This window comes from Thermococcus sp. JdF3 (assembly GCF_012027495.1).
Taxonomy (GTDB): Archaea; Methanobacteriota_B; Thermococci; order Thermococcales; family Thermococcaceae; genus Thermococcus.
Genome location: NZ_SNUK01000002.1, coordinates 340,659 through 357,207 on the forward strand (window position 1 = coordinate 340,659; position 16,549 = coordinate 357,207).

The 16,549-nt window shown below is 54.6% G+C and carries 19 protein-coding genes; 11 read left to right on the forward strand and 8 right to left on the reverse strand.

Annotated features, from left to right (window positions below):
- Window positions 1–3: 3 nt before the first annotated feature.
- The 6 genes from E3E42_RS04440 to E3E42_RS04465 all read left to right on the forward strand — a co-directional run bounded on the left by E3E42_RS04440 (window position 4) and on the right by E3E42_RS04465 (window position 4,463).
- Complete coding sequence (locus tag E3E42_RS04440; protein WP_167902947.1) at window positions 4–594, forward strand: NADH-quinone oxidoreductase subunit B family protein; 591 nt, start codon at window positions 4–6, stop codon at window positions 592–594.
- Complete coding sequence (locus E3E42_RS04445) at window positions 585–1,184, forward strand: NADH-quinone oxidoreductase subunit C (protein WP_167902949.1); 600 nt, start codon at window positions 585–587, stop codon at window positions 1,182–1,184. Before E3E42_RS04440 ends, E3E42_RS04445 begins: the two co-directional genes overlap by 10 nt.
- Before the next feature lie 10 nt (window positions 1,185–1,194).
- Window positions 1,195–2,379 (forward strand): NADH-quinone oxidoreductase subunit D, encoded by a 1,185-nt coding sequence (locus E3E42_RS04450; protein ID WP_167902951.1) that lies wholly within the window; start codon window positions 1,195–1,197, stop codon window positions 2,377–2,379.
- A 5-nt stretch (window positions 2,380–2,384) separates the two neighbouring features.
- The gene (gene nuoI, locus E3E42_RS04455) at window positions 2,385–3,080 is read left to right on the forward strand and encodes an NADH-quinone oxidoreductase subunit NuoI (protein WP_167903173.1); all 696 of its coding nucleotides are present in this window, start codon (window positions 2,385–2,387) and stop codon (window positions 3,078–3,080) included.
- A 113-nt stretch (window positions 3,081–3,193) separates the two neighbouring features.
- A complete protein-coding gene (locus E3E42_RS04460) occupies window positions 3,194–3,784 on the forward strand; it encodes a DUF996 domain-containing protein (protein ID WP_167902953.1) in 591 nt (196 codons plus the stop codon).
- Window positions 3,785–3,833: 49 nt separating this feature from the next.
- Window positions 3,834–4,463 carry a DUF996 domain-containing protein gene (locus E3E42_RS04465; RefSeq protein ID WP_167902954.1) on the forward strand — a complete coding sequence of 210 codons (630 nt, stop codon included), beginning with the start codon at window positions 3,834–3,836 and terminating at the stop codon, window positions 4,461–4,463.
- Between the two features lie 33 nt (window positions 4,464–4,496).
- Here the strand turns inward: E3E42_RS04465 and E3E42_RS04470 are convergent, their stop codons facing one another.
- Complete coding sequence (locus tag E3E42_RS04470) at window positions 4,497–5,798, reverse strand: uracil-xanthine permease family protein (RefSeq protein ID WP_167902955.1); 1,302 nt, start codon at window positions 5,796–5,798, stop codon at window positions 4,497–4,499.
- A gap of 76 nt (window positions 5,799–5,874) precedes the next feature.
- Entirely contained in the window at window positions 5,875–7,218 is a 1,344-nt protein-coding gene (locus E3E42_RS04475; RefSeq protein WP_167902956.1) for a leucine/methionine racemase, read from the reverse strand.
- Window positions 7,219–7,335: 117 nt separating this feature from the next.
- Between E3E42_RS04475 and E3E42_RS04480 the strand changes: the two genes are divergently transcribed.
- Window positions 7,336–7,797: an Lrp/AsnC family transcriptional regulator gene (locus E3E42_RS04480; protein ID WP_167902957.1), complete on the forward strand. Its 462-nt coding sequence runs from the start codon at window positions 7,336–7,338 to the stop codon at window positions 7,795–7,797.
- Here E3E42_RS04480 and E3E42_RS04485 read toward each other — a convergent pair.
- From E3E42_RS04485 to E3E42_RS04490, 3 genes are read right to left on the reverse strand one after another with little or no spacing between them, the layout of a single operon-like run.
- Window positions 7,794–8,870, reverse strand: coding sequence for a Xaa-Pro peptidase family protein (locus E3E42_RS04485; protein ID WP_206206001.1), 1,077 nt, complete (start codon window positions 8,868–8,870; stop codon window positions 7,794–7,796). The two genes, E3E42_RS04480 and E3E42_RS04485, sit on opposite strands and share 4 nt — an antisense overlap.
- Window positions 8,871–9,182 (reverse strand): cupin domain-containing protein, encoded by a 312-nt coding sequence (locus tag E3E42_RS11860; RefSeq protein WP_206206003.1) that lies wholly within the window; start codon window positions 9,180–9,182, stop codon window positions 8,871–8,873. It lies immediately after the preceding gene.
- Between the two features lies 1 nt (window position 9,183).
- Entirely contained in the window at window positions 9,184–10,524 is a 1,341-nt protein-coding gene (locus E3E42_RS04490; RefSeq protein WP_167903174.1) for a DUF438 domain-containing protein, read from the reverse strand.
- A gap of 111 nt (window positions 10,525–10,635) precedes the next feature.
- Between E3E42_RS04490 and E3E42_RS04495 the strand changes: the two genes are divergently transcribed.
- On the forward strand, window positions 10,636–11,115 hold the full coding sequence (locus tag E3E42_RS04495; protein ID WP_167902958.1) for a DUF1858 domain-containing protein: 480 nt from the start codon (window positions 10,636–10,638) through the stop codon (window positions 11,113–11,115).
- A gap of 117 nt (window positions 11,116–11,232) precedes the next feature.
- On the opposite strand, the gene E3E42_RS04500 is transcribed toward E3E42_RS04495, so the two are convergent.
- Window positions 11,233–12,027, reverse strand: coding sequence for a hypothetical protein (locus tag E3E42_RS04500; RefSeq protein WP_167902959.1), 795 nt, complete (start codon window positions 12,025–12,027; stop codon window positions 11,233–11,235).
- 523 nt (window positions 12,028–12,550) lie between these two features.
- The gene (gene hcp / locus E3E42_RS04505) at window positions 12,551–13,918 is read right to left on the reverse strand and encodes a hydroxylamine reductase (RefSeq protein ID WP_167902960.1); all 1,368 of its coding nucleotides are present in this window, start codon (window positions 13,916–13,918) and stop codon (window positions 12,551–12,553) included.
- 172 nt (window positions 13,919–14,090) lie between these two features.
- On the opposite strand from hcp, the gene E3E42_RS04510 reads away from it, so the two are divergent.
- From E3E42_RS04510 to E3E42_RS04520, 3 genes are all read left to right on the forward strand, one after another.
- Window positions 14,091–14,477: a transcriptional regulator gene (locus E3E42_RS04510; protein WP_148882424.1), complete on the forward strand. Its 387-nt coding sequence runs from the start codon at window positions 14,091–14,093 to the stop codon at window positions 14,475–14,477.
- A 71-nt stretch (window positions 14,478–14,548) separates the two neighbouring features.
- On the forward strand, window positions 14,549–15,361 hold the full coding sequence (locus E3E42_RS04515; RefSeq protein ID WP_167903175.1) for a hypothetical protein: 813 nt from the start codon (window positions 14,549–14,551) through the stop codon (window positions 15,359–15,361).
- Window positions 15,362–15,429: 68 nt separating this feature from the next.
- The gene (locus E3E42_RS04520) at window positions 15,430–15,777 is read left to right on the forward strand and encodes a thioredoxin family protein (protein ID WP_167902961.1); all 348 of its coding nucleotides are present in this window, start codon (window positions 15,430–15,432) and stop codon (window positions 15,775–15,777) included.
- Here the strand turns inward: E3E42_RS04520 and E3E42_RS04525 are convergent.
- Window positions 15,769–16,497: a cytochrome c biogenesis protein CcdA gene (locus E3E42_RS04525; protein ID WP_167902963.1), complete on the reverse strand. Its 729-nt coding sequence runs from the start codon at window positions 16,495–16,497 to the stop codon at window positions 15,769–15,771. The two genes, E3E42_RS04520 and E3E42_RS04525, sit on opposite strands and share 9 nt — an antisense overlap.
- Between the last annotated feature and the right edge of the window lie 52 nt (window positions 16,498–16,549).

Sequence of the window (16,549 nt, forward strand, 5' to 3'; positions counted from 1 at the left end):
TGGATGAGCGAGAGAAAGAATGACGGGTTCATAAACTACGAGCTCCAGGAGTTCAAGCTCTTCGAGCCCCTGTTCAAGTGGGCCAGGAAAAAGAGCCTCTGGATAGTGGCCTTCTGTACCGGATGCGGCGGTATCGAGATGCCGCCGCTGGCCACCGCCAGGTACGACTTCGAGCGCTTCGGAATAATGCCCAACCCGGCACCGAGGATGGGTGACCTGTTCCTCATCACGGGCTACGTCACCCCGAAGACCCTCAAGAGGATAATCATAACCTACGAGATGATGCAGGACCCGAAGTACGTCATGATACACGGCTCATGCCCGATAAACGGCGGAGTCTACTGGGACTCATACAACGTTGTCAAGCAACTCGACAAGTACCTGCCTGTTGACGTGGCGATAGCTGGATGCATGCCAAGGGCAGAGGCGGTCATGGACGGAATAATGGAGATAATGCGCAAGATAGAGGATGGAACCGCCGACGGCTGGAAGCGCTACAGGGAGAACTACGAGTACTACCGGAAGAATCAGGATGAGCTGTTTGGTGAAGGATGGCGCGAGAAGGACGCCAGGAGGTGGCTGGCATGGATATGAACGAGAAGCCCAAGGTTGAGGAGAAGGTTGAGGAGCAGAAGCCCCAGGAGGTTCCGGAAGTGGAGGCTCCAAAGCTCCCTGACACTAAGGAGGGGAAGCTGGTCGCGGAGCTGCTTGAAAAGGCACCGTACGCCGAGGGCAACGTCAGACGCGAGAGGCGCGTTGAGTTCAAAGTCCCTGCGGACAGGATAAAGGAGTTCCTTGAGCTCGCGAGTGAGAAGTTCGAGATGCTCATCCAGATAAGCGTCGTCGACTGGCTCAAGGAGGGCGAGTTCGAGCTCGTCTACCAGCTCTGGAGCGTCAGCGAAAGCGTCCACGCCTTCGTGAGGACGAGGATACCCAGGGAGAACGCAAAGATGCCGACCGTCATGGACATCTGGCCGGTCGCCGAGACCTACGAGAGGGAGGCGCACGAGTTCTTCGGCATAGTATTCGAGGGCAACCCGAGGCTTGGGCCGTTCATCCTCGAGCCGAGGGAGCACGAGAAGCACCCGCTCAGGAAGGACTTCAACATGATAGGCTACGTCAAGACGATATACGGAGAGGATTTCGACAGATACGACGAGAGCAAGACCAATTACGTGATATGAGGTGATGATCATGAGCAATTTGGAAGTTCCGAAGGAACTTAAAACCGAGGCAAAGGCGCACGATATGTACCTCCACCCCATAGACAAGGATACCTACGAGCTGTTCTTCGGTCCGCAGCACATGGCCACCGAGAACTTCAGCATAATCCTCAAGATGGACGGCAACAGGATAGAGAGGGCCATAGTCAACCCCGGATTCCTCCACCGCGGTTTCGAGAAGCTCGCCGAGCAGAGGCCGTACTTCACCAACATAGCCCTGCTCCTCCGTATATGTGTCCCCGAGAGCGACGTGCCCGAGAATATATACTCCATGGCCGTTGATGAGATAGTCGGCTGGGAGGTTCCCGAGAGGGCCCAGTGGATAAGGACGGTAGTCCTTGAGATGGCCAGGATGAGCGCGTGGATGTTCTGGATAATGGGCTTTGGAAACGAGATAGGTCTCTATACAGCCGGCCAGTGGGCTGCCGCCTACCGTGAGAGGTTCATGCGCCTCTTCGAGGAGCTCACGGGAGGCAGGGTCTACCACATCTACACCGTGCCCGGTGGAGTAAGGAGGGACATACCCGGCGACAGGTGGCTCCGCCAGCTCAGGGACACGGTCGAGTACATCAAAGGCAAGATGAAGGACTTCGATGAGATACTCTTCGACAACTACATCACCTTTGAGAGGACTGAGGGAGTAGGAGTTATGGACAAGAGGTTCGCGCTGAAGCACGCCGTCACCGGTCCGAACCTCAGGGCCGTCGGCGTCCCCTACGACGTCAGGAAGGACGACCCGTATCTGCTCTATCCGGAGCTCGAGTTCGAGGTCCCGGTGCTCAAGGAGGGCGACAGCCTGGCCAGGGTCCTCGTGAGGAGGTACGAGATGGAGCAGGACCTCTACATCCTTGAACAGCTCCTCGACATGGGACCGCCGAGCGGACCGTACATGGTGAAGGACGCCAGGCTCAAGGCCCTGCCGAGGTTCAAGCCGCCGAGGGGAGACGCCTACGCCCACGTCGAGAGCACGAAGGGAGACTTTGGAGCATACGTCGTCAGCGACGGAACCCACAAGCCCTACCGCGTCCACGTCAGGGGACCGAGCCAGAGCCACGGAGTCACTGTGCTTGAGGAACTGCTCAAGGGAGCCCGCCTTGCGGACGTTCCGGTCATCCTGAAGACCCTCGACAACTGCCCGCCCGACATAGACAGGTGATGAAGATGGAGAGCGTTGAGAAGCCAAAGGTTAGGGTCGTCGGCGAGGAGAAGGTCAAGCTCAAGAAGTCATTCGTCAAGCCGTGGATGGGCATCAAGTACCTCTTCAAGAAGCCGGTGACGATTAAGATACCCTTCGAGACGATAGAGCCTGCACCGAAGTACAGGGGATTCCACACGCTGAACTGGAAGACCTGCGTCGGCTGTAACTTCTGCGGCCAGATATGCCCGGCAAGGGCAATAGAGATGACGTGGATGGAAGTAGATGGCAAGATGGAGAAGAGGCCGCACCCGAAGGTGGACTACGGCCGCTGTACGTTCTGCCAGTTCTGTGTGGACGTCTGCCCGACAGGGGCGCTCGACTTCACCGAGAACTACTACCTCACCACCGGCGGACTTGAGGAGGACCTTGAGCTCTATGACTGGGTGCCGATACACCCTGACAAGGTCAGGGAAATAAACGAGAAGTTCAACGATTACCGCTTCCCGGTCGAGAGGATCGAGAAGAGGGAGGACGGCACCTACGTGTACCACCTGAGGGACGGTGACACGGTGGAGTTCAAGATACTCGGCTACGGTCTGAGGCCGCCCAAGAAGCCGACGCCGGCCAAAGCTCTGGAGAAGAAAGAGGCTGCCAAACCGGCCGAAAAGAAGGAAGCTAAGCCTGCCGAGAAGGCTGCGGAGAAGAAGGGAACCGAGTGAGCGTTTTTTGTTATTCTCCCCTTTTCTATTCTCCCGGATCGCCGTACCGGTATCAGCCTCCCAGCGTAACCCTTTAAAGTTATAATCGCACACAACTATCGGAGGGAGGCAATGTGGCTGTGAGCCTGAAAAATGAAAAGAACTACGGGTTGATAGGTTCGGTTCTTGTGCTCGCCGGGGGATTCCTCGGGATAATCCCGTACATCGGGACGTTCATGGGGGCCATCTCCCTCGTCGGGCAGGTGCTTATTCTGCTCGCCCTCAAAGGGATAGGTGACAAGCTGGGAGACGACAGGCCCTTTAGGTACTACCTTTACTCAGTCATCGCTGGAATAGCCGGACTGATACTGGCCGTGGTTCTCGTTATAATCGGTGCCCTGTCCATACCATCGTTCGTTGAGAATGGGGACTCCGTATCCCTGGTTGGCATCAGCCTTCTCGGCACGGGATTGCTGGTGCTCCTGGCCGCGGCAATAGTCGGCATATACTTCACCATCAGGGCCTGGCGCGCTACGTACGAACTCACCGGCGTCGAGGAGTTCGATAAGACCGCCACGTGGCTCATGTGGGGCGCGGTGCTGGCTATAGTCGTCATTGGCCTCGTCCTGCTCCTCGTCGCGGCGGTGTACCAGATACTGGCCTTCGCCAACCTTCCGGAGGAGCTGGAGCGTTCAAACGAATCCGGAACACTGGTTATTTCCTGATGCATTAATTTTTTTAAGAGTTGATGTTGATTTCATGTATGGTGGTACAATGATAGTAAGGGTTGAACGTGAAAGGGAGATGGGAATGTGGGGGCTCCTCCTGGCCCTAGTCAGCGGCTTCATCCCGTACATTGGAGCGATACTCTCCATAGTGGGCTTCATCCTCGTTCTCATGGCCCTCCACGGCATAGGGGATAAGTTCAACGACGGCAGACCCTTCAGGAACTATCTCATCGGTGCGGTCTTCAACGTCGTGGGCCTGATAGTTCTCGTGATCTTCGTCCTCGGCGCCGTTGGCTTAACATCGCTCCACGAAAGCTCAACCTTCCACGGGGAGGGCGTTCAGATGGTCACCCCCGGAGAAAACGCAGAGTTCATAGAAAACGGGGATGAGGCCTCACTCGGGCTTATCCTGCTGGGGGCCTTTACGATGCTGATCTTCATCGCCCTTGGAGCCTACTTCAAGAGCCGCGCCTGGGCGGTGATGTACGAGATAACTGGGGTTAAGGAGTTCAATGACGCCTCGACTTGGATGAAGTGGGGTGCTGTAACTTTAATCGTCATCGTGGGCGCAATACTCCTCCTTATCGGCAGGATAATGGCCATCATGGCCTTCAGTAAGATGCCGAAGGAGATTGAAACGGGACAGGCAGAGGGCCCAGTTCTGGTCGCCTACTGATTTTCTCTTCTTTTTCAGACAATAAAAAGAGAATCAGAGAATCCTGTCGAGCACTATTGCCGTAAGCGCTCCGACCGCCATTCCCGACTCCAGGATGCTGGCGACTATCTTCGGGAAGACCGCCAGGAACTCCGCCGGGAGCTGGGGTGCGCCGAGGCCGGCTATCAGTGCGGCGGCCAGTATCAGCGTGTTCCTGTCGTTGAACTCGACCCGCTCCTTTATCAGCCTCAGGCCGGTGACGCTTATCATGCCGTACAGTGCCAGGGTCAGGCCGCCAAGAACCGGGGCTGGCATTGAGGCGAGAACTCCCCCGAACTTCGGAACCAGTGAGAGGAGGATGAGTATAACCGCCCCCACCTGAACCACGTGCCTGCTGCCCACCTTGGTAAGAGCAACGACGCCTATGTTCTCGGAGTAGCTCGTCGTTCCACACGCGCCGAGGAGGCCAGCTATCGAACAGGCCAGGCCTTCGCTGCCGATTCCGCGCGCTATGTGCTTCCCGGTTATCTCCGAACCTGTGACGGTGGCTATGGCGTGATAGTCGCCCACACTCTCGATTATGCTCACCATGAAGGCGAAGAGGAGCAGGACTATCGCCGTGGTGTCGAATATCGGCTCGCCCCACGGGAAGGGCCTTGGGACGCTCACGATGGGCAGACTCTTTACGAGCCCGAAGTCCGTGAGGCCGAGGGGAACGCTCACCAGGTAGCCCACGGCTGCCCCCACAACGACCGGCATCGCCTTTAGACTTCCCTTCGCCCGCAGGGCAACGAAAACCGTCGTGAGGAAAGTTATGACCGCGACCAGGGTTGCCCTGGCGATGGTTCCCCCGGAGGGGTCTGCGTAGAAGTTGAAAAAGTTCTTAACCGCGACGTCGGCCAGGCTGAAGCCTATCAGCGTTATCGTGACGCCCGTGACCAGTGGAGTGAAGAGCTTCCTGACCTTCCCGATTATCCCGAGCCATCCGATGGCGGCCTCTATCAAACCGCCGACGATTAGTGCCCCCTGAACCGCGGCCATTCCGAGGCTCGAGCCAATCGCTATGAGGCCTGGAATAAAGGCGAAGCTTGAGCCCTGCACTATCGGGTAGCGGGAGCCTATCGTCGTCTGGAGCAGCGTTGCGATGCCCATCGCCAGCAGAACAGCCTGTATCATGAGGGCAATCTCGGAGCCGCTCAGACCAACGGCGCCTCCAACGACGAGAGGCACAGTGACGGTGGCACCGAACATCGCGAGAACGTGCTGAAGGCCAAAAACCAAAGCCTTTGAAGGTTCAACCTTATCCTCGATTCCAACCTTCAGTACCGGTCCTTTCATGGTTTCCAGGGTTTCCATTGAAGCCCGCTCAAGCTGTGTAGGAGTTTGTTTAAAAAGTTTTCGGAGAAGGAAAAAATAAACATACTTATGTCAATCACCAGCCCTGAACTTTCGTCAGAACCTCGTCCGGAACCCTCCCCTCCCCTACATCCGCTATGGCCCGCTCCAGCCTGTCGAGGCCCTCCTCGAGGAGTTCCTCCTCTATCGTGAGGGGTGGCTGAATCCTCAGCACGTTGCCCTGCAGGAACGCCAGCACGAGTCCGAGCTCATATGCCCGCCAGACGACCTTCCTAGCCTCCTCATAGGCCCTCTCCTTGGTTTCCCTGTCCTTCACGAGGTCAACACCGAGCATCAAGCCGAGGCCGCGGACGTCGCCGATGAGTTCGTGCTCTTCCTTCATCTTTTCGAGTCTCCTCTTTGCGTACCTTCCGAGCCTTTCCGCCCTCCTCAGCAGGTTTTTCTCCTCGATCTCCTCGATAACGGCAAGGGCTGCCCTGCTCGCCACGGGATTGCCGCTGAGGGTGAAGGTGTGTCCAAGCGGCGGGAGGGAGTCCATGACGTCGGAGCGGCCTATTATTGCACTTATCGGAAGCCCGCCTCCGAGGGGTTTGGCTATCGTTATGACGTCGGGCGTGACCCCGAAGTGCTCTATCGCGAACCACTTCCCAGTCCTTCCAAGCCCGCTCTGGACTTCATCAACCGCCAGGAGGATTCCATGCTCATCGAGGATCCTCTCCACCCTCCTGAAGTAGCCCTCCGGCGGAACGACCATTCCGGCATCGCCCTGTATCGGCTCGGCGAAGAGGGCGGCGGTTCCCTCGGCGTAGACTTCGCCCTCGAACTTCTCCTTCAGATAGCTTACGCACTCCATTTTGCAGGTCTTTGGCTCCTTCCCGAAGGGACAGCGGTAGCAGTTGGGGTACGGGATGTAGTGGACACCGCTCAGCTCACCGACTATGGAGCGAACCTCGAAGTCGAGGCCGGTTATGCTCATCGCCCCGTAGGTCGCCCCGTAATAGCTCCTGAGGTAGCTGAGTATCGTTCTCCTCCGCGTGTAGGCCCTCGCGAGCTTTATTGCCCCATCGTTGGCGTCGCTCCCGCTCGTACCAAGGCTGACCTTCGGACTATCAATCGGTGCTATCTCGGCGAGCTTCTCGGCCAGGAGGAGCGGCTCAACCGGGAAGCCGTAGATAAACGTGAAGTGGATCAGTCTGTCTGCCTGCTCCTTTATCGCCTGGACAACGCGGGGGTTGTTGTGGCCGACGTTCTGAACGGCGGCATCGCTCAGGAAGTCTATGTACTCCCTGCCCTCGATGTCCCAGACGCGGGCGTTTTCAGCACGAACGCCGACTATGGGTGCATAGGTGACGCGCGCTGACCTCGGAAAAACCCTTGAATAGCGCTCCAGAACTTCCTCCTTGTTCGTGGGGTAGTCCATGCTCTCACCATACTGCTATACGCGCTTGGAATTAATAGCAATTTCGCCCAAATCTTGCTGATTTCGCAGAAAAGATTAAAAGAATAGCGAAATATTGACAAGAATTGGGGTGAGAAAATGCGGACTAGTGAGCATCTTGACGAACTGGACAGGATGATACTCCACATCCTCCAGGAGGACGGGCGGGCCAGCTACTCCGAGATAGCGAGACGCCTCAAGGTGCCGGAATCGACGGTCAGGCTCAGGGTAAAGAAGCTCATCGAGAGGGGTGTTATAAGAAAGTTCTCCGCGCTCATAAATCCCTTCAAGGCGGGCTACTCGATAGTGGCTTTCATAGCGGTCGACGTTGAGCCGAGCAGGGTCAAGAAGGCCGCAGAGGAGCTGAGCAAACTGCCGGAAGTGGATGTTCTCGGAATCGCCACTGGAGCGCACGACATACTCATGCAGGTGACTGTGAGGGATTTACACGAGCTTGAGAGCTTCCTCATAGAAAAGCTGGGGAGAATAGAGGGAATAAAAAGCACGGAAACGTCAATCCTCACGAGCGTCAGGAAGTGGGGCTACGCGAGGGTGTTTTAGGTCACCCTCTCCAGCCCGTTTTTCTTGACGATATAGGTGTCCTCGTGCTTTATTGCGCCCTCCGGAATCATGAGCGGCGGGTGGATGATCGTTAGAACCATGTTTTCCTGGACCTTGGTAGCCCTCTGGGGGACGACGATAGTGGTTATAGGAGGCTCCTCGATTAACAGGCCGACGCCGTGGGTGTATCCGGCTATGTAAGCTTCCCCAAAGCCCCTCTCCCTGAAGAAGTTCGCGAGTTTCTTCTCGATGGTGTTCAATGCAACGCCAACCCTCGTCTCCTCAAGTGCAATCCTGTACGCCTCCTCCTTAACCTCGATGGCTTCCCTAACCCTCTCGCCCGGCTCTCCTACAACGAAAGTCCTGGCCATGTTCGCGTAGTAGTGGTTCCAGTCGGCTCCTATAACGACGGTAACAATGCCATTTTCGGGGACCCTGAGGTCGCGGAAGGGCTCGGCGTGAGCCCTCGGCGTCGTTGAAACGTAAACCTTCGGGTCTTCACTGCCACTGAGCATGAGCTCCCTTACGACTTCAGCCGCTATCTCCAGCTCGCTGAGGCCCGGCTTTATGACCTCCTCGGCGACCTTCATGCCCCGCCCTGCGATTTTTCCAGCTTTCCTGATGTTGTCCAGCTCCCACTCGTCCTTTATCATTCTCAGCCCCATCGTGAGGTCGAGGATGTCCACTATCTCGACCGTCGGGTTGAGGCGCTCGAATATCTTGAGGAATATCAGATAGGCGTCGCGCTCTACCCCGAACTCAAGGCCGACCCGTTCCATGCCGTTCCTGTGGATCCAGCTCACGACGCCAGCCATCAGGTCCTCTACCTTCTGAAACTCCACGACGTTTTCAATCCAGCTTTTCTCCCTGAAAAGTTCCGCTTCACCTTTGACGACGTAAACCACCGGCTCTCCCTCGGCTGGGATGAGGAGACTCGGCCGGAGCCACTTGGTTCCGGTGAAGTATATGAAGGTGGAGAGGGTTCTTATGACGGCCCCATCAATGTCGTTCTCCCTCAGGAGTTCCTGAAAGCGCTCAACTCTTTTTCTGAATATCTCCCTATCCCCTCGCATCTACATCACCTTGATCACGAGGAATGCCATGTCAAGGCTTCCCTCGTTGGAAACCGCATGGGGGACTTCCTTCGGCAGGTATACGGCGGTTCCCTTCTTAACCTCTACCCTCTCCTCGCCAACCTCCACAGTACCTCTCCCTTTAATGACGTAAATGAAGGCATCGACAGGTGTCGTGTGTCTCTTCAGGCTCTCCCCCGGCTTCAGGGTTATGTAAAATATCTGGGCGCTTTTCTCATCCATCAGCTTCCTCACATCCACTCCGTGTGGGTTGTCCACCCGCGGGGCGTCCTCAACTCTGACAACGATCATCTCAATCCCTCCAGTCGAGCAGTCTCTTCTCGCCCTCGATCTTTTTATAGGGTGCGATGTCCATCGTCATCTCCAGCGTCCCCAGGTAGTTTCCGTTCTTGTCGAAGAGGGGCACGTACTTTATGTAAACGTACTTGGGGCCAAGCCTGAGCCAGAAGGTTGCCTCCTTCTTCCTGCCCTCCTTGAAGGCCTTGAGGATTTTGTTCACAATGTGAACGCTCTTCGGCGGGTGGCAGAGCTGGACGGGCCTCCCGAGCACAGAGGGAGTCCTCGCGAATATCCTCTCACCGGGCGAGAAGAACCTCACCCTGTCGTCCTTATCGATGAAGGTCACATCAACCGGTAGGGCCTCGAATATCGCCTTCAACTCCTCGACGCTGACGTAGCCCGTTCCAAGGTCTATGTCGCCCCCACGTTTGAGCTGGGACTTATCGAACTCCAGCGGCTGGCCCTTTAAGGCCTGCTGTACCTCCTTGGGGAGGCCGAGGAGCTGCTCAACGCTCAGCTCTGGGTTAATTTCCCACGGATGAAGCGGCTTAACGTCCTTTCCAGGATCCCATTCCGGCGGGTTCACCTTGTAATAGCCGAACTCGTCCTCCTGCTGGCGGATAGCTTTCCATTCCCCGTCAGTGAGAAGGGCCTTCAGCGTGGGGTAGTAGATGTTGTTCTCCCTGAAGACCATGTCGCTCAGGGCGAAGGCCGCTTCACCGGCTTTGGTCTTAAACGTCTCAACGAACTCCTCCCAGGGCATCTCATCACGCTTTGATAGGAGAACAGCGAGATGTTTTATCATAAACCTAATTTCGTCGTGCTTCGTCCAGAGAACTGTTGCTATCGCGGTCAGACCTCTGCGCTCAATGTAGGGGAAGGTGAGCATCTCCTCCCTGTTGTAGTGGGTGAAGCCAACCTTCCTGAGATTATTCACTATCTCCTCCAGAACACCGAGGATTTCCTTTCTCATGCGCTCGTCCTTCGTTGTCGCGAGGGTTCTCGCGTAGAGGTTAAGCATCTCCGCATCCTTCAGTATCTCCTTGTTCTCAAGGTAGAGCGTCTTGAGCGGATGCCCGTCGGGAAGGTCTCTCTCCTCAAGTTCCTCCGTTCCGGCAACCGCTTCCCTGAACAGCTCGACGTGCAGGTCACACATCTTCGCTATATCCTTGGCTGAAACCCCCTCCTTCACGAGCTCCTGCTCTATGATTGGAATCTCAAGGGGCGATATACCGCTCAAAACTTGGCGGAATTCTTCCTTCAGCTTATTAACGTCCTCTCCCTCATGAATTCTGAGGAGGAGCTTCTTCAGCTGCTCCTTCTTGTATTCGCGATTGTTCAGTAACTCAGTCATCTTTACCACCTTCATGACAAGTGTCATACTGAGTACTTTTAAGCGTTTCTGGGCAGATTTGCCCAACAATCTTTATATGTCACATGTCATAGAGGGGAACGGTGATGAAAAATGATGCTTGACGTTCGTGGATTAGAGCCCCCTCAGCCGGCGGTTATGATAATCCAGTCCCTCGGAAAGCTTCAGGTGGGAGAAACGCTTGAAGTCATAGGCGACAAGCCCTTCGTTGACATGCTCGGGAAGCTTGAGGAAGCCGGTTATCGGGTTGAACTGAAGGAAGTTGGCGGGGCATTCGTGCTTAGGATAACCAAGACCGAGAACTCCAAGGAGCTTACGATGGAAGCCAAAGAGTGCGACGATAAGCTGGACAAGATAACCGAGGAAACCAACGTGGCCAGGCTCCTCAAAGCTTACCCGGAATCCCTCAAAATACTGGTGAAGTACGGCTTCTCGCCCCTTGAGAATCCCGAGATGAGAAAGACACTCGCGAGGACGATAACCATGAGGCAGGCAAAGAAGCTCCTCGGGATGAGCGATGAGAAGTTCGAAGAGATGATGGAAGAACTGAAAGGGCTGGAAGAAGGTAGATAGTTCAGTTCAAAACATTTCCATTGAGGTTTATTTGTTTTTTTGGTAATCTCAACCTACGATGGATTTATTGTCTGTTAATCATTAAAGCCACCAAACTTTGGCGAGGCCGTTACCCGCTCAATATGGTTCAGCCCCTGTTTGAGCTTTAAAGTATTCCCCGGCCCTCTTGATTAAGAATTCGTTTTTAATTTTCTTTCCAATACGCTTGAAGATCAACGTGGTTACCTCTCCGCCGAACCATGCTTTGTCTTCAATTAGCTCTCGGTAGCTCTCTTCATCGGTTAAATCGCTTTCTCTTACTGAAACAAGTATTTTATATCTATCCAATCTCTTGATTAGGACATACTCTTCCTCCTCCCTTCCGGGTCTTTCAATCAGCTCGTAGAGACCATTCTCCAAGCCTAAGAGTTCTTTCTCCACAATAGTAACGCCAGAGGGAATGACTTCAAGCTTTCCCCGTTTTACGGTTTCGACCAACCATTCGTACAGGAGGAACTGGTTGTTTTCTTCAAAGCCTGCATCTCTGAGGTCGTGGTCGTCCGTGTAACCACAGATGAGAACCGCCCCAACCCTCATCAGCTTTCCGAGGAACTTCATAAGTTCGGGGCTCAGGACGAACAGCCACCTGCCGGTGGAGACTCCAATCTGGAGGAGCGTCATGTTCTCCTTTGAGTACGTTTCAACCTCAAGCCAGTCAAAGGAATCTCCCTCAGTGGTTTTCAGCCCGTAGTGCAGTTCTCCCACTGCAACCAGCCTAAATCCCCTCATATCAAAGATGAACTTCAGGTGCTCTTCTCGTCTTTCCCGCTGGTACGCGAGTTCACGAGTGTACTTGAACTCGCGCGAGAGCTTATCAAGCACTTCCTTCCAGGATTTATCAAACACGGCAACGGTATAATAAGTAGTCCCCATTTCACTTCCCCCATGATTCATTACATAATGAAAATAAAGAAACATGTCCAGTCGAATTCCGAGGCTAGGTAACGCACTTCAACGTCCACACCAAACCGGGACTTACCAGGACAATTCCCGGAACAGCCTGGGGCTGAACCTCATCTCCTGGCCTCTTTTCCGGACTGAACTCCTGGGGAATCGTTACGGTACCGTTCACCGTGCGTTAACGAAGCTCGCAGTCGCATTAGCTCCACTAACCGCCATTCCAGGGAAGAGCACCACCAGAGCCAGGGCAAGAATCCTCTTCCAACCCATAGATTTATCCCTCAATACTGTTCACGTGGATAATAAATCCAGACTTTAAAAAATTTACTATTGGGGATATAACACAGCGATAGCAGTTAAAATAAAATTACTGCTCCGCAGGAAGTTCAGATTACAACCACCAAAACAGGACAATCAAAGAACAGGCAGAAGCCCGATAGAATCCGAATCCATGAACCCAAACACCAACAAATCAAAGAGAAAAAGAAGAGCTGGTTTAATCAAGCTCCTCAGCGAGGGGCGAACCCTCTTCGACCTTTGTTCCCCTGCTCAGCATGTCCCTGAGGTCGGCCTCGGGATCACCGATAAGCCTGAGGTCAAACTGCCTCCGGAGGACTTCAAACACGTTGGGGGTCAGGAACTCAGGTGGTTTTGGTCCGATGTAGATACCCTTGATTCCGAGGTAGAGGAGCGAGTAGAGTATCGCTATGGCCTTCTGCTCCATCCAGCTCAGGACTATGCTTACCGGCAGGGAGTTCACGTCGGTTCCGAGCTCGTTCGCGAGAGCAATTGCAATCTCAATTATCGAATAGACGTTGTTGCACTGACCGAAGTCGAGGAACCTCGGAATGCCCTCGATGGTGCCGTAGTCCCGCGCGTTGTAGCGGAACTTTCCGCAGGCCGCTGAGAGTATGAGTGCATCCTTGGGAATGAGCTCAGTGAGCCTCTCGTAGTAGCCCATGCCCTTGTGCGGCGTATCACAGCCGCCCACCACGAAGATGTGCCTTATTTTGCCCTCCCGAATTAGCTCTATCAGTCTGTCCTTCATGGCCAGGACGTTGGTGTGGTGGAAGCCTGTGAGAAGCTTTCCGCCGTCGTAAGCCTGCATCTTCGGCGTCTCAAGGGCGCGCTTTATGAGCGGCTCGAAGTTGTAGTCCTCGATGTGGGGAACCCCCTCAAGGCCCGCTATTCCGACGGTGAAGATTCTATCCTGATACGCCTTCGTCGGCTGCTGGACACAGTTGCTGGTTCCGAGTATAACGCCCGGGAACTCCGCGAACTCCTTCTTCTGATAGAGCCACGAGCCTCCCCAGTTGCCGTAGAGGGCTTTGAACTTCCTCAGCTCTGGGTAAGCGTGAGCTGGAAACATCTCGGCGTGGGTGTAGACCTTGAGCTCCTCCTCAAGGCCCATCTCTTCAATCTGCCTGAGGAGTTCGTAGAGGGCCTTGTAGCTGTGGCCGGTAACGACTATACCCTTCCCCTCCGCAGTTCCGGTTGGGACTTCAACCGGCTCAGGCCTTCCGAAGGTTTCAACGTAAGCTTTGTCGAGGAGCTTCATGGCCTCCAGGTGTACCCGACCGTTCTCGAGGATAAGCTCAAGGAAGCGGTTCTTGTCGAAGTTCACGTTTGTTAGAGTTGAGTAGAGCGCCTCCGCCAGGAAGTGGCCTATCTTTGGGTCGTCGTAGCCGACCTCAAGGGCGTGGTGGTAGTAGGCCGCGGTTCCCTTTATACCGTACAGCAGGGCCTCCTGGAGCGAGTTGAGGTCCGGGTCTTTACCGCAGACTCCCCTTATCGTACATCCTCCGGCGAGGCTCATCGAGCACTGGTTGCAGAGCATGTCCAACCTCTCAGGTACCTTTATCATCTTCAATCCCTCCTTTTATGACAAGTGTCATATCCTTCGATTATAGATGAAGTGACCTTCATAAAAATCTTGCGGTTTCTTAACCTAAAGCGGTTATATGACTTATGTCATATAAACCTGTGTTGGGACTTGACAGAAACCCTTAAATATTCCGCCCGTCATAAAACCCACCATGAAGACTAATGCGTTTGAAGTGGCCTCGCGATACGTGTACCCGTCACTCAGGCGGAGGCTCGTTGAGATACTCTATGAAAACGGCCTGAAGCAGACGAAGATAGCTGAGCTCCTCCACATCACCCAGTCGGCCGTTTCCCGCTATCTTCGGATGGACAGAGGCGCGTTGATGGATGTCTCCCAGTTTCCAGACATCGATAACGAGCTTCGTTCATTTGCCGACGAGATCATTAAGAAAAAACCGAGTGAGTATGAGATACACAGGAGGCTCGTGGAAATCTCCGTCGAGATGCTTGGAAAGGGCTACGTCTGCCAGTTCCACTCGAAAATCGACCCCGAAGTGAATCCCGCGGAATGCAACGTATGCCTTGAACTTTTCGGCTGAGCTAAGGCTTCTCGGCTCGGCTAAAGGAAGGTTAATATGTTTCGATGGAGATTTTAATGTTGGTGATTCTTATGAAAAGGGCACTTGTAACCCTCACCCCTCCGGAGAGCAAGAGGCTTATCGCAAAGGCAGTCGTAGCTATGCCGGAAGTTCAGCATGCCCTCAAGCACGGGTTTGTTTACATTGCCACCGGCACAACCACGGCCTATATAGCCGAGGAGATCTTAGGAAAGGAAATAGACAAGGAAAAATGGACCGTTGGTGTCATCAGTAAGGGAAGAACCTGCGTTACTCCAAAGGCCACCTGGCCCAAGCACCTCGTCCTCTACAAGGGGGAACCGTTTGACGACCCCCTTGAAGCGCTCAAGCAGATGGGCCCGAAGGACGTGTTCATAAAAGGCGCCAACGCGATAGATATTAACTGGAACGTCGCCGTTTTTGCCGCCGCTCCAGACGGCGGGACGATAGGAAAAACCTTCGGCTGGACGATAACGAAGGGTGTCTTCACGATAACGCCTGTGAGCCTCGAGAAGTTCGTGCCAACACCTGTCGAGGAAAGCGCCAAGCTGACCGGAATCTACTCCTTCGATTGGGGAACCGGGCTTTATTCAGCCCTCGTGCCGATACCCCACTCCCACCCGATAACGGAGGTTGAAGCATACAGGATACTCGCCGGAGTTGAGGCAATACCGATAGCGGCCGGCGGAGCAGGCGGGGCCGAGGGCAGCGTCACCCTCGTGCTGGAGGGTGAAGACGAGGCAATGGAGAGAGCGAAGGAAATAACGAAGGCCGTTAAGGGTGAACCCCACCTTAAGCCCTACACTGAGGACTGTTCCGTCTGTCCGTTCGCGAAGATATGCGGACTCGGAAGCGGGGTGTTCTGAGATTGAAGCTTTTTTCAAGAATTTCTTTTTAAACCTGCTTCTTTCTCTCTTCTAACGGAGGTGAGAGGATGGACGAGCTTGAAATGATAAGGAGAAAAAAGATGCTCGAACTCATGAAGAAGGCTGGAATGATAGAGATCACGCCGAAGAAAAAGGTGGTCATCGAGGTCATAACGTCACCCGGCTGTCCCTACTGCCCGATAGCGTGGGCGATGGCCCAGGAGCTTGAGAGGAAATACGAAGGCGTAATAGCGAGGGAATTAAGTGTTGCAACAGCCGAAGGCCAGAGGAAGGCTATGGAGCACAACATAATGGGAACCCCCACCATACTCATAGACAACAGAGTGGAGTTCATAGGGGTTCCGAACTTTGCGGAATTTGAGAGACGGGTGAGGGAAAAGCTCGGTTTACAGTGAAGCACCCGTAAGAACCCACACCCCTATCGCAATCAGCAGTATCCCCGCTATGACCGACAGCTCCCTGCTGTGCCTCACCATCGCTTGCGAGAAGTGCTTGCTCTCGGTGACGCTCCCCATCGCCAGCAGTATGACAACCAGGGGGAGCACGAAGACGAGGTTGTAGAGGGCAAGGAGAAGGAAGGCGAGAGCTTTCCCGGCCTTTGAGATTATTATCGCATAGACGAGGTAGCTACCCGCAGAGCACGGGAGAAGGGTTGTGGAGACTATAACTCCGAGCGTAAAAGCCCCGATGGCCGTTGCGTCGCTGCTGAATATCTTCCTCCTGATTTTGCTCTTGTCCCCGACGCGGGACTTCTCCATCAGGCCGGTGACTATGGTGTAGGCACCGAAAACTATTGCGGCAACCCCCGCGACCCACAGGGGGAGGTAGCCGGCGAAGTACAGCAGGCCAACTCCAAGGAGGTAGTAGGAGACGTAAACGGCAGCAATGAAGGCCGCACCGATGAGGTAGAGCCTTCTCTTCGACACCTCCCTGACGGAGAGTGCTATGAGAAGCATCGTGTAGATAACGAAGGTGCATGGGTTTATCGAGTCGCTCATGGCGAGGGCAAAGAACTTTGGTACAAAGTCCACCATGCCCAGCGCCCACAGCGCGAGGGAGCTAACCCCAAAGGAGGCCAGAAGGATTATCGCCAGTCCCTTTACCTCACTTCTCATGATAGTCAGTTATCACCACTCTTTTTGTGGCTTTCTAAAACAAAAAGTTGAG

Coding starts and splice junctions, on each gene's coding strand:
- E3E42_RS04465 (WP_167902954.1), top strand. CDS start 3,834: ATGATAGTAAGGGTTGAACGTGAAAGGGAGATGGGAATGTGGGGGCTC.
- E3E42_RS04440 (WP_167902947.1), top strand. CDS start 4: ATGAGCGAGAGAAAGAATGACGGGTTCATAAACTACGAGCTCCAGGAG.
- E3E42_RS04475 (WP_167902956.1), bottom strand. CDS start 7,218: ATGGACTACCCCACGAACAAGGAGGAAGTTCTGGAGCGCTATTCAAGG.
- E3E42_RS04480 (WP_167902957.1), top strand. CDS start 7,336: ATGCGGACTAGTGAGCATCTTGACGAACTGGACAGGATGATACTCCAC.
- E3E42_RS04490 (WP_167903174.1), bottom strand. CDS start 10,524: ATGACTGAGTTACTGAACAATCGCGAATACAAGAAGGAGCAGCTGAAG.
- E3E42_RS04525 (WP_167902963.1), bottom strand. CDS start 16,497: ATGAGAAGTGAGGTAAAGGGACTGGCGATAATCCTTCTGGCCTCCTTT.
- E3E42_RS04510 (WP_148882424.1), top strand. CDS start 14,091: ATGAAGACTAATGCGTTTGAAGTGGCCTCGCGATACGTGTACCCGTCA.
- E3E42_RS11860 (WP_206206003.1), bottom strand. CDS start 9,182: ATGATCGTTGTCAGAGTTGAGGACGCCCCGCGGGTGGACAACCCACAC.
- E3E42_RS04500 (WP_167902959.1), bottom strand. CDS start 12,027: ATGGGGACTACTTATTATACCGTTGCCGTGTTTGATAAATCCTGGAAG.
- hcp (WP_167902960.1), bottom strand. CDS start 13,918: ATGATAAAGGTACCTGAGAGGTTGGACATGCTCTGCAACCAGTGCTCG.
- E3E42_RS04485 (WP_206206001.1), bottom strand. CDS start 8,870: ATGCGAGGGGATAGGGAGATATTCAGAAAAAGAGTTGAGCGCTTTCAG.
- E3E42_RS04495 (WP_167902958.1), top strand. CDS start 10,636: ATGATGCTTGACGTTCGTGGATTAGAGCCCCCTCAGCCGGCGGTTATG.
- E3E42_RS04520 (WP_167902961.1), top strand. CDS start 15,430: ATGGACGAGCTTGAAATGATAAGGAGAAAAAAGATGCTCGAACTCATG.
- E3E42_RS04445 (WP_167902949.1), top strand. CDS start 585: ATGGATATGAACGAGAAGCCCAAGGTTGAGGAGAAGGTTGAGGAGCAG.
- E3E42_RS04450 (WP_167902951.1), top strand. CDS start 1,195: ATGAGCAATTTGGAAGTTCCGAAGGAACTTAAAACCGAGGCAAAGGCG.
- E3E42_RS04515 (WP_167903175.1), top strand. CDS start 14,549: ATGAAAAGGGCACTTGTAACCCTCACCCCTCCGGAGAGCAAGAGGCTT.
- nuoI (WP_167903173.1), top strand. CDS start 2,385: ATGGAGAGCGTTGAGAAGCCAAAGGTTAGGGTCGTCGGCGAGGAGAAG.
- E3E42_RS04470 (WP_167902955.1), bottom strand. CDS start 5,798: ATGGAAACCCTGGAAACCATGAAAGGACCGGTACTGAAGGTTGGAATC.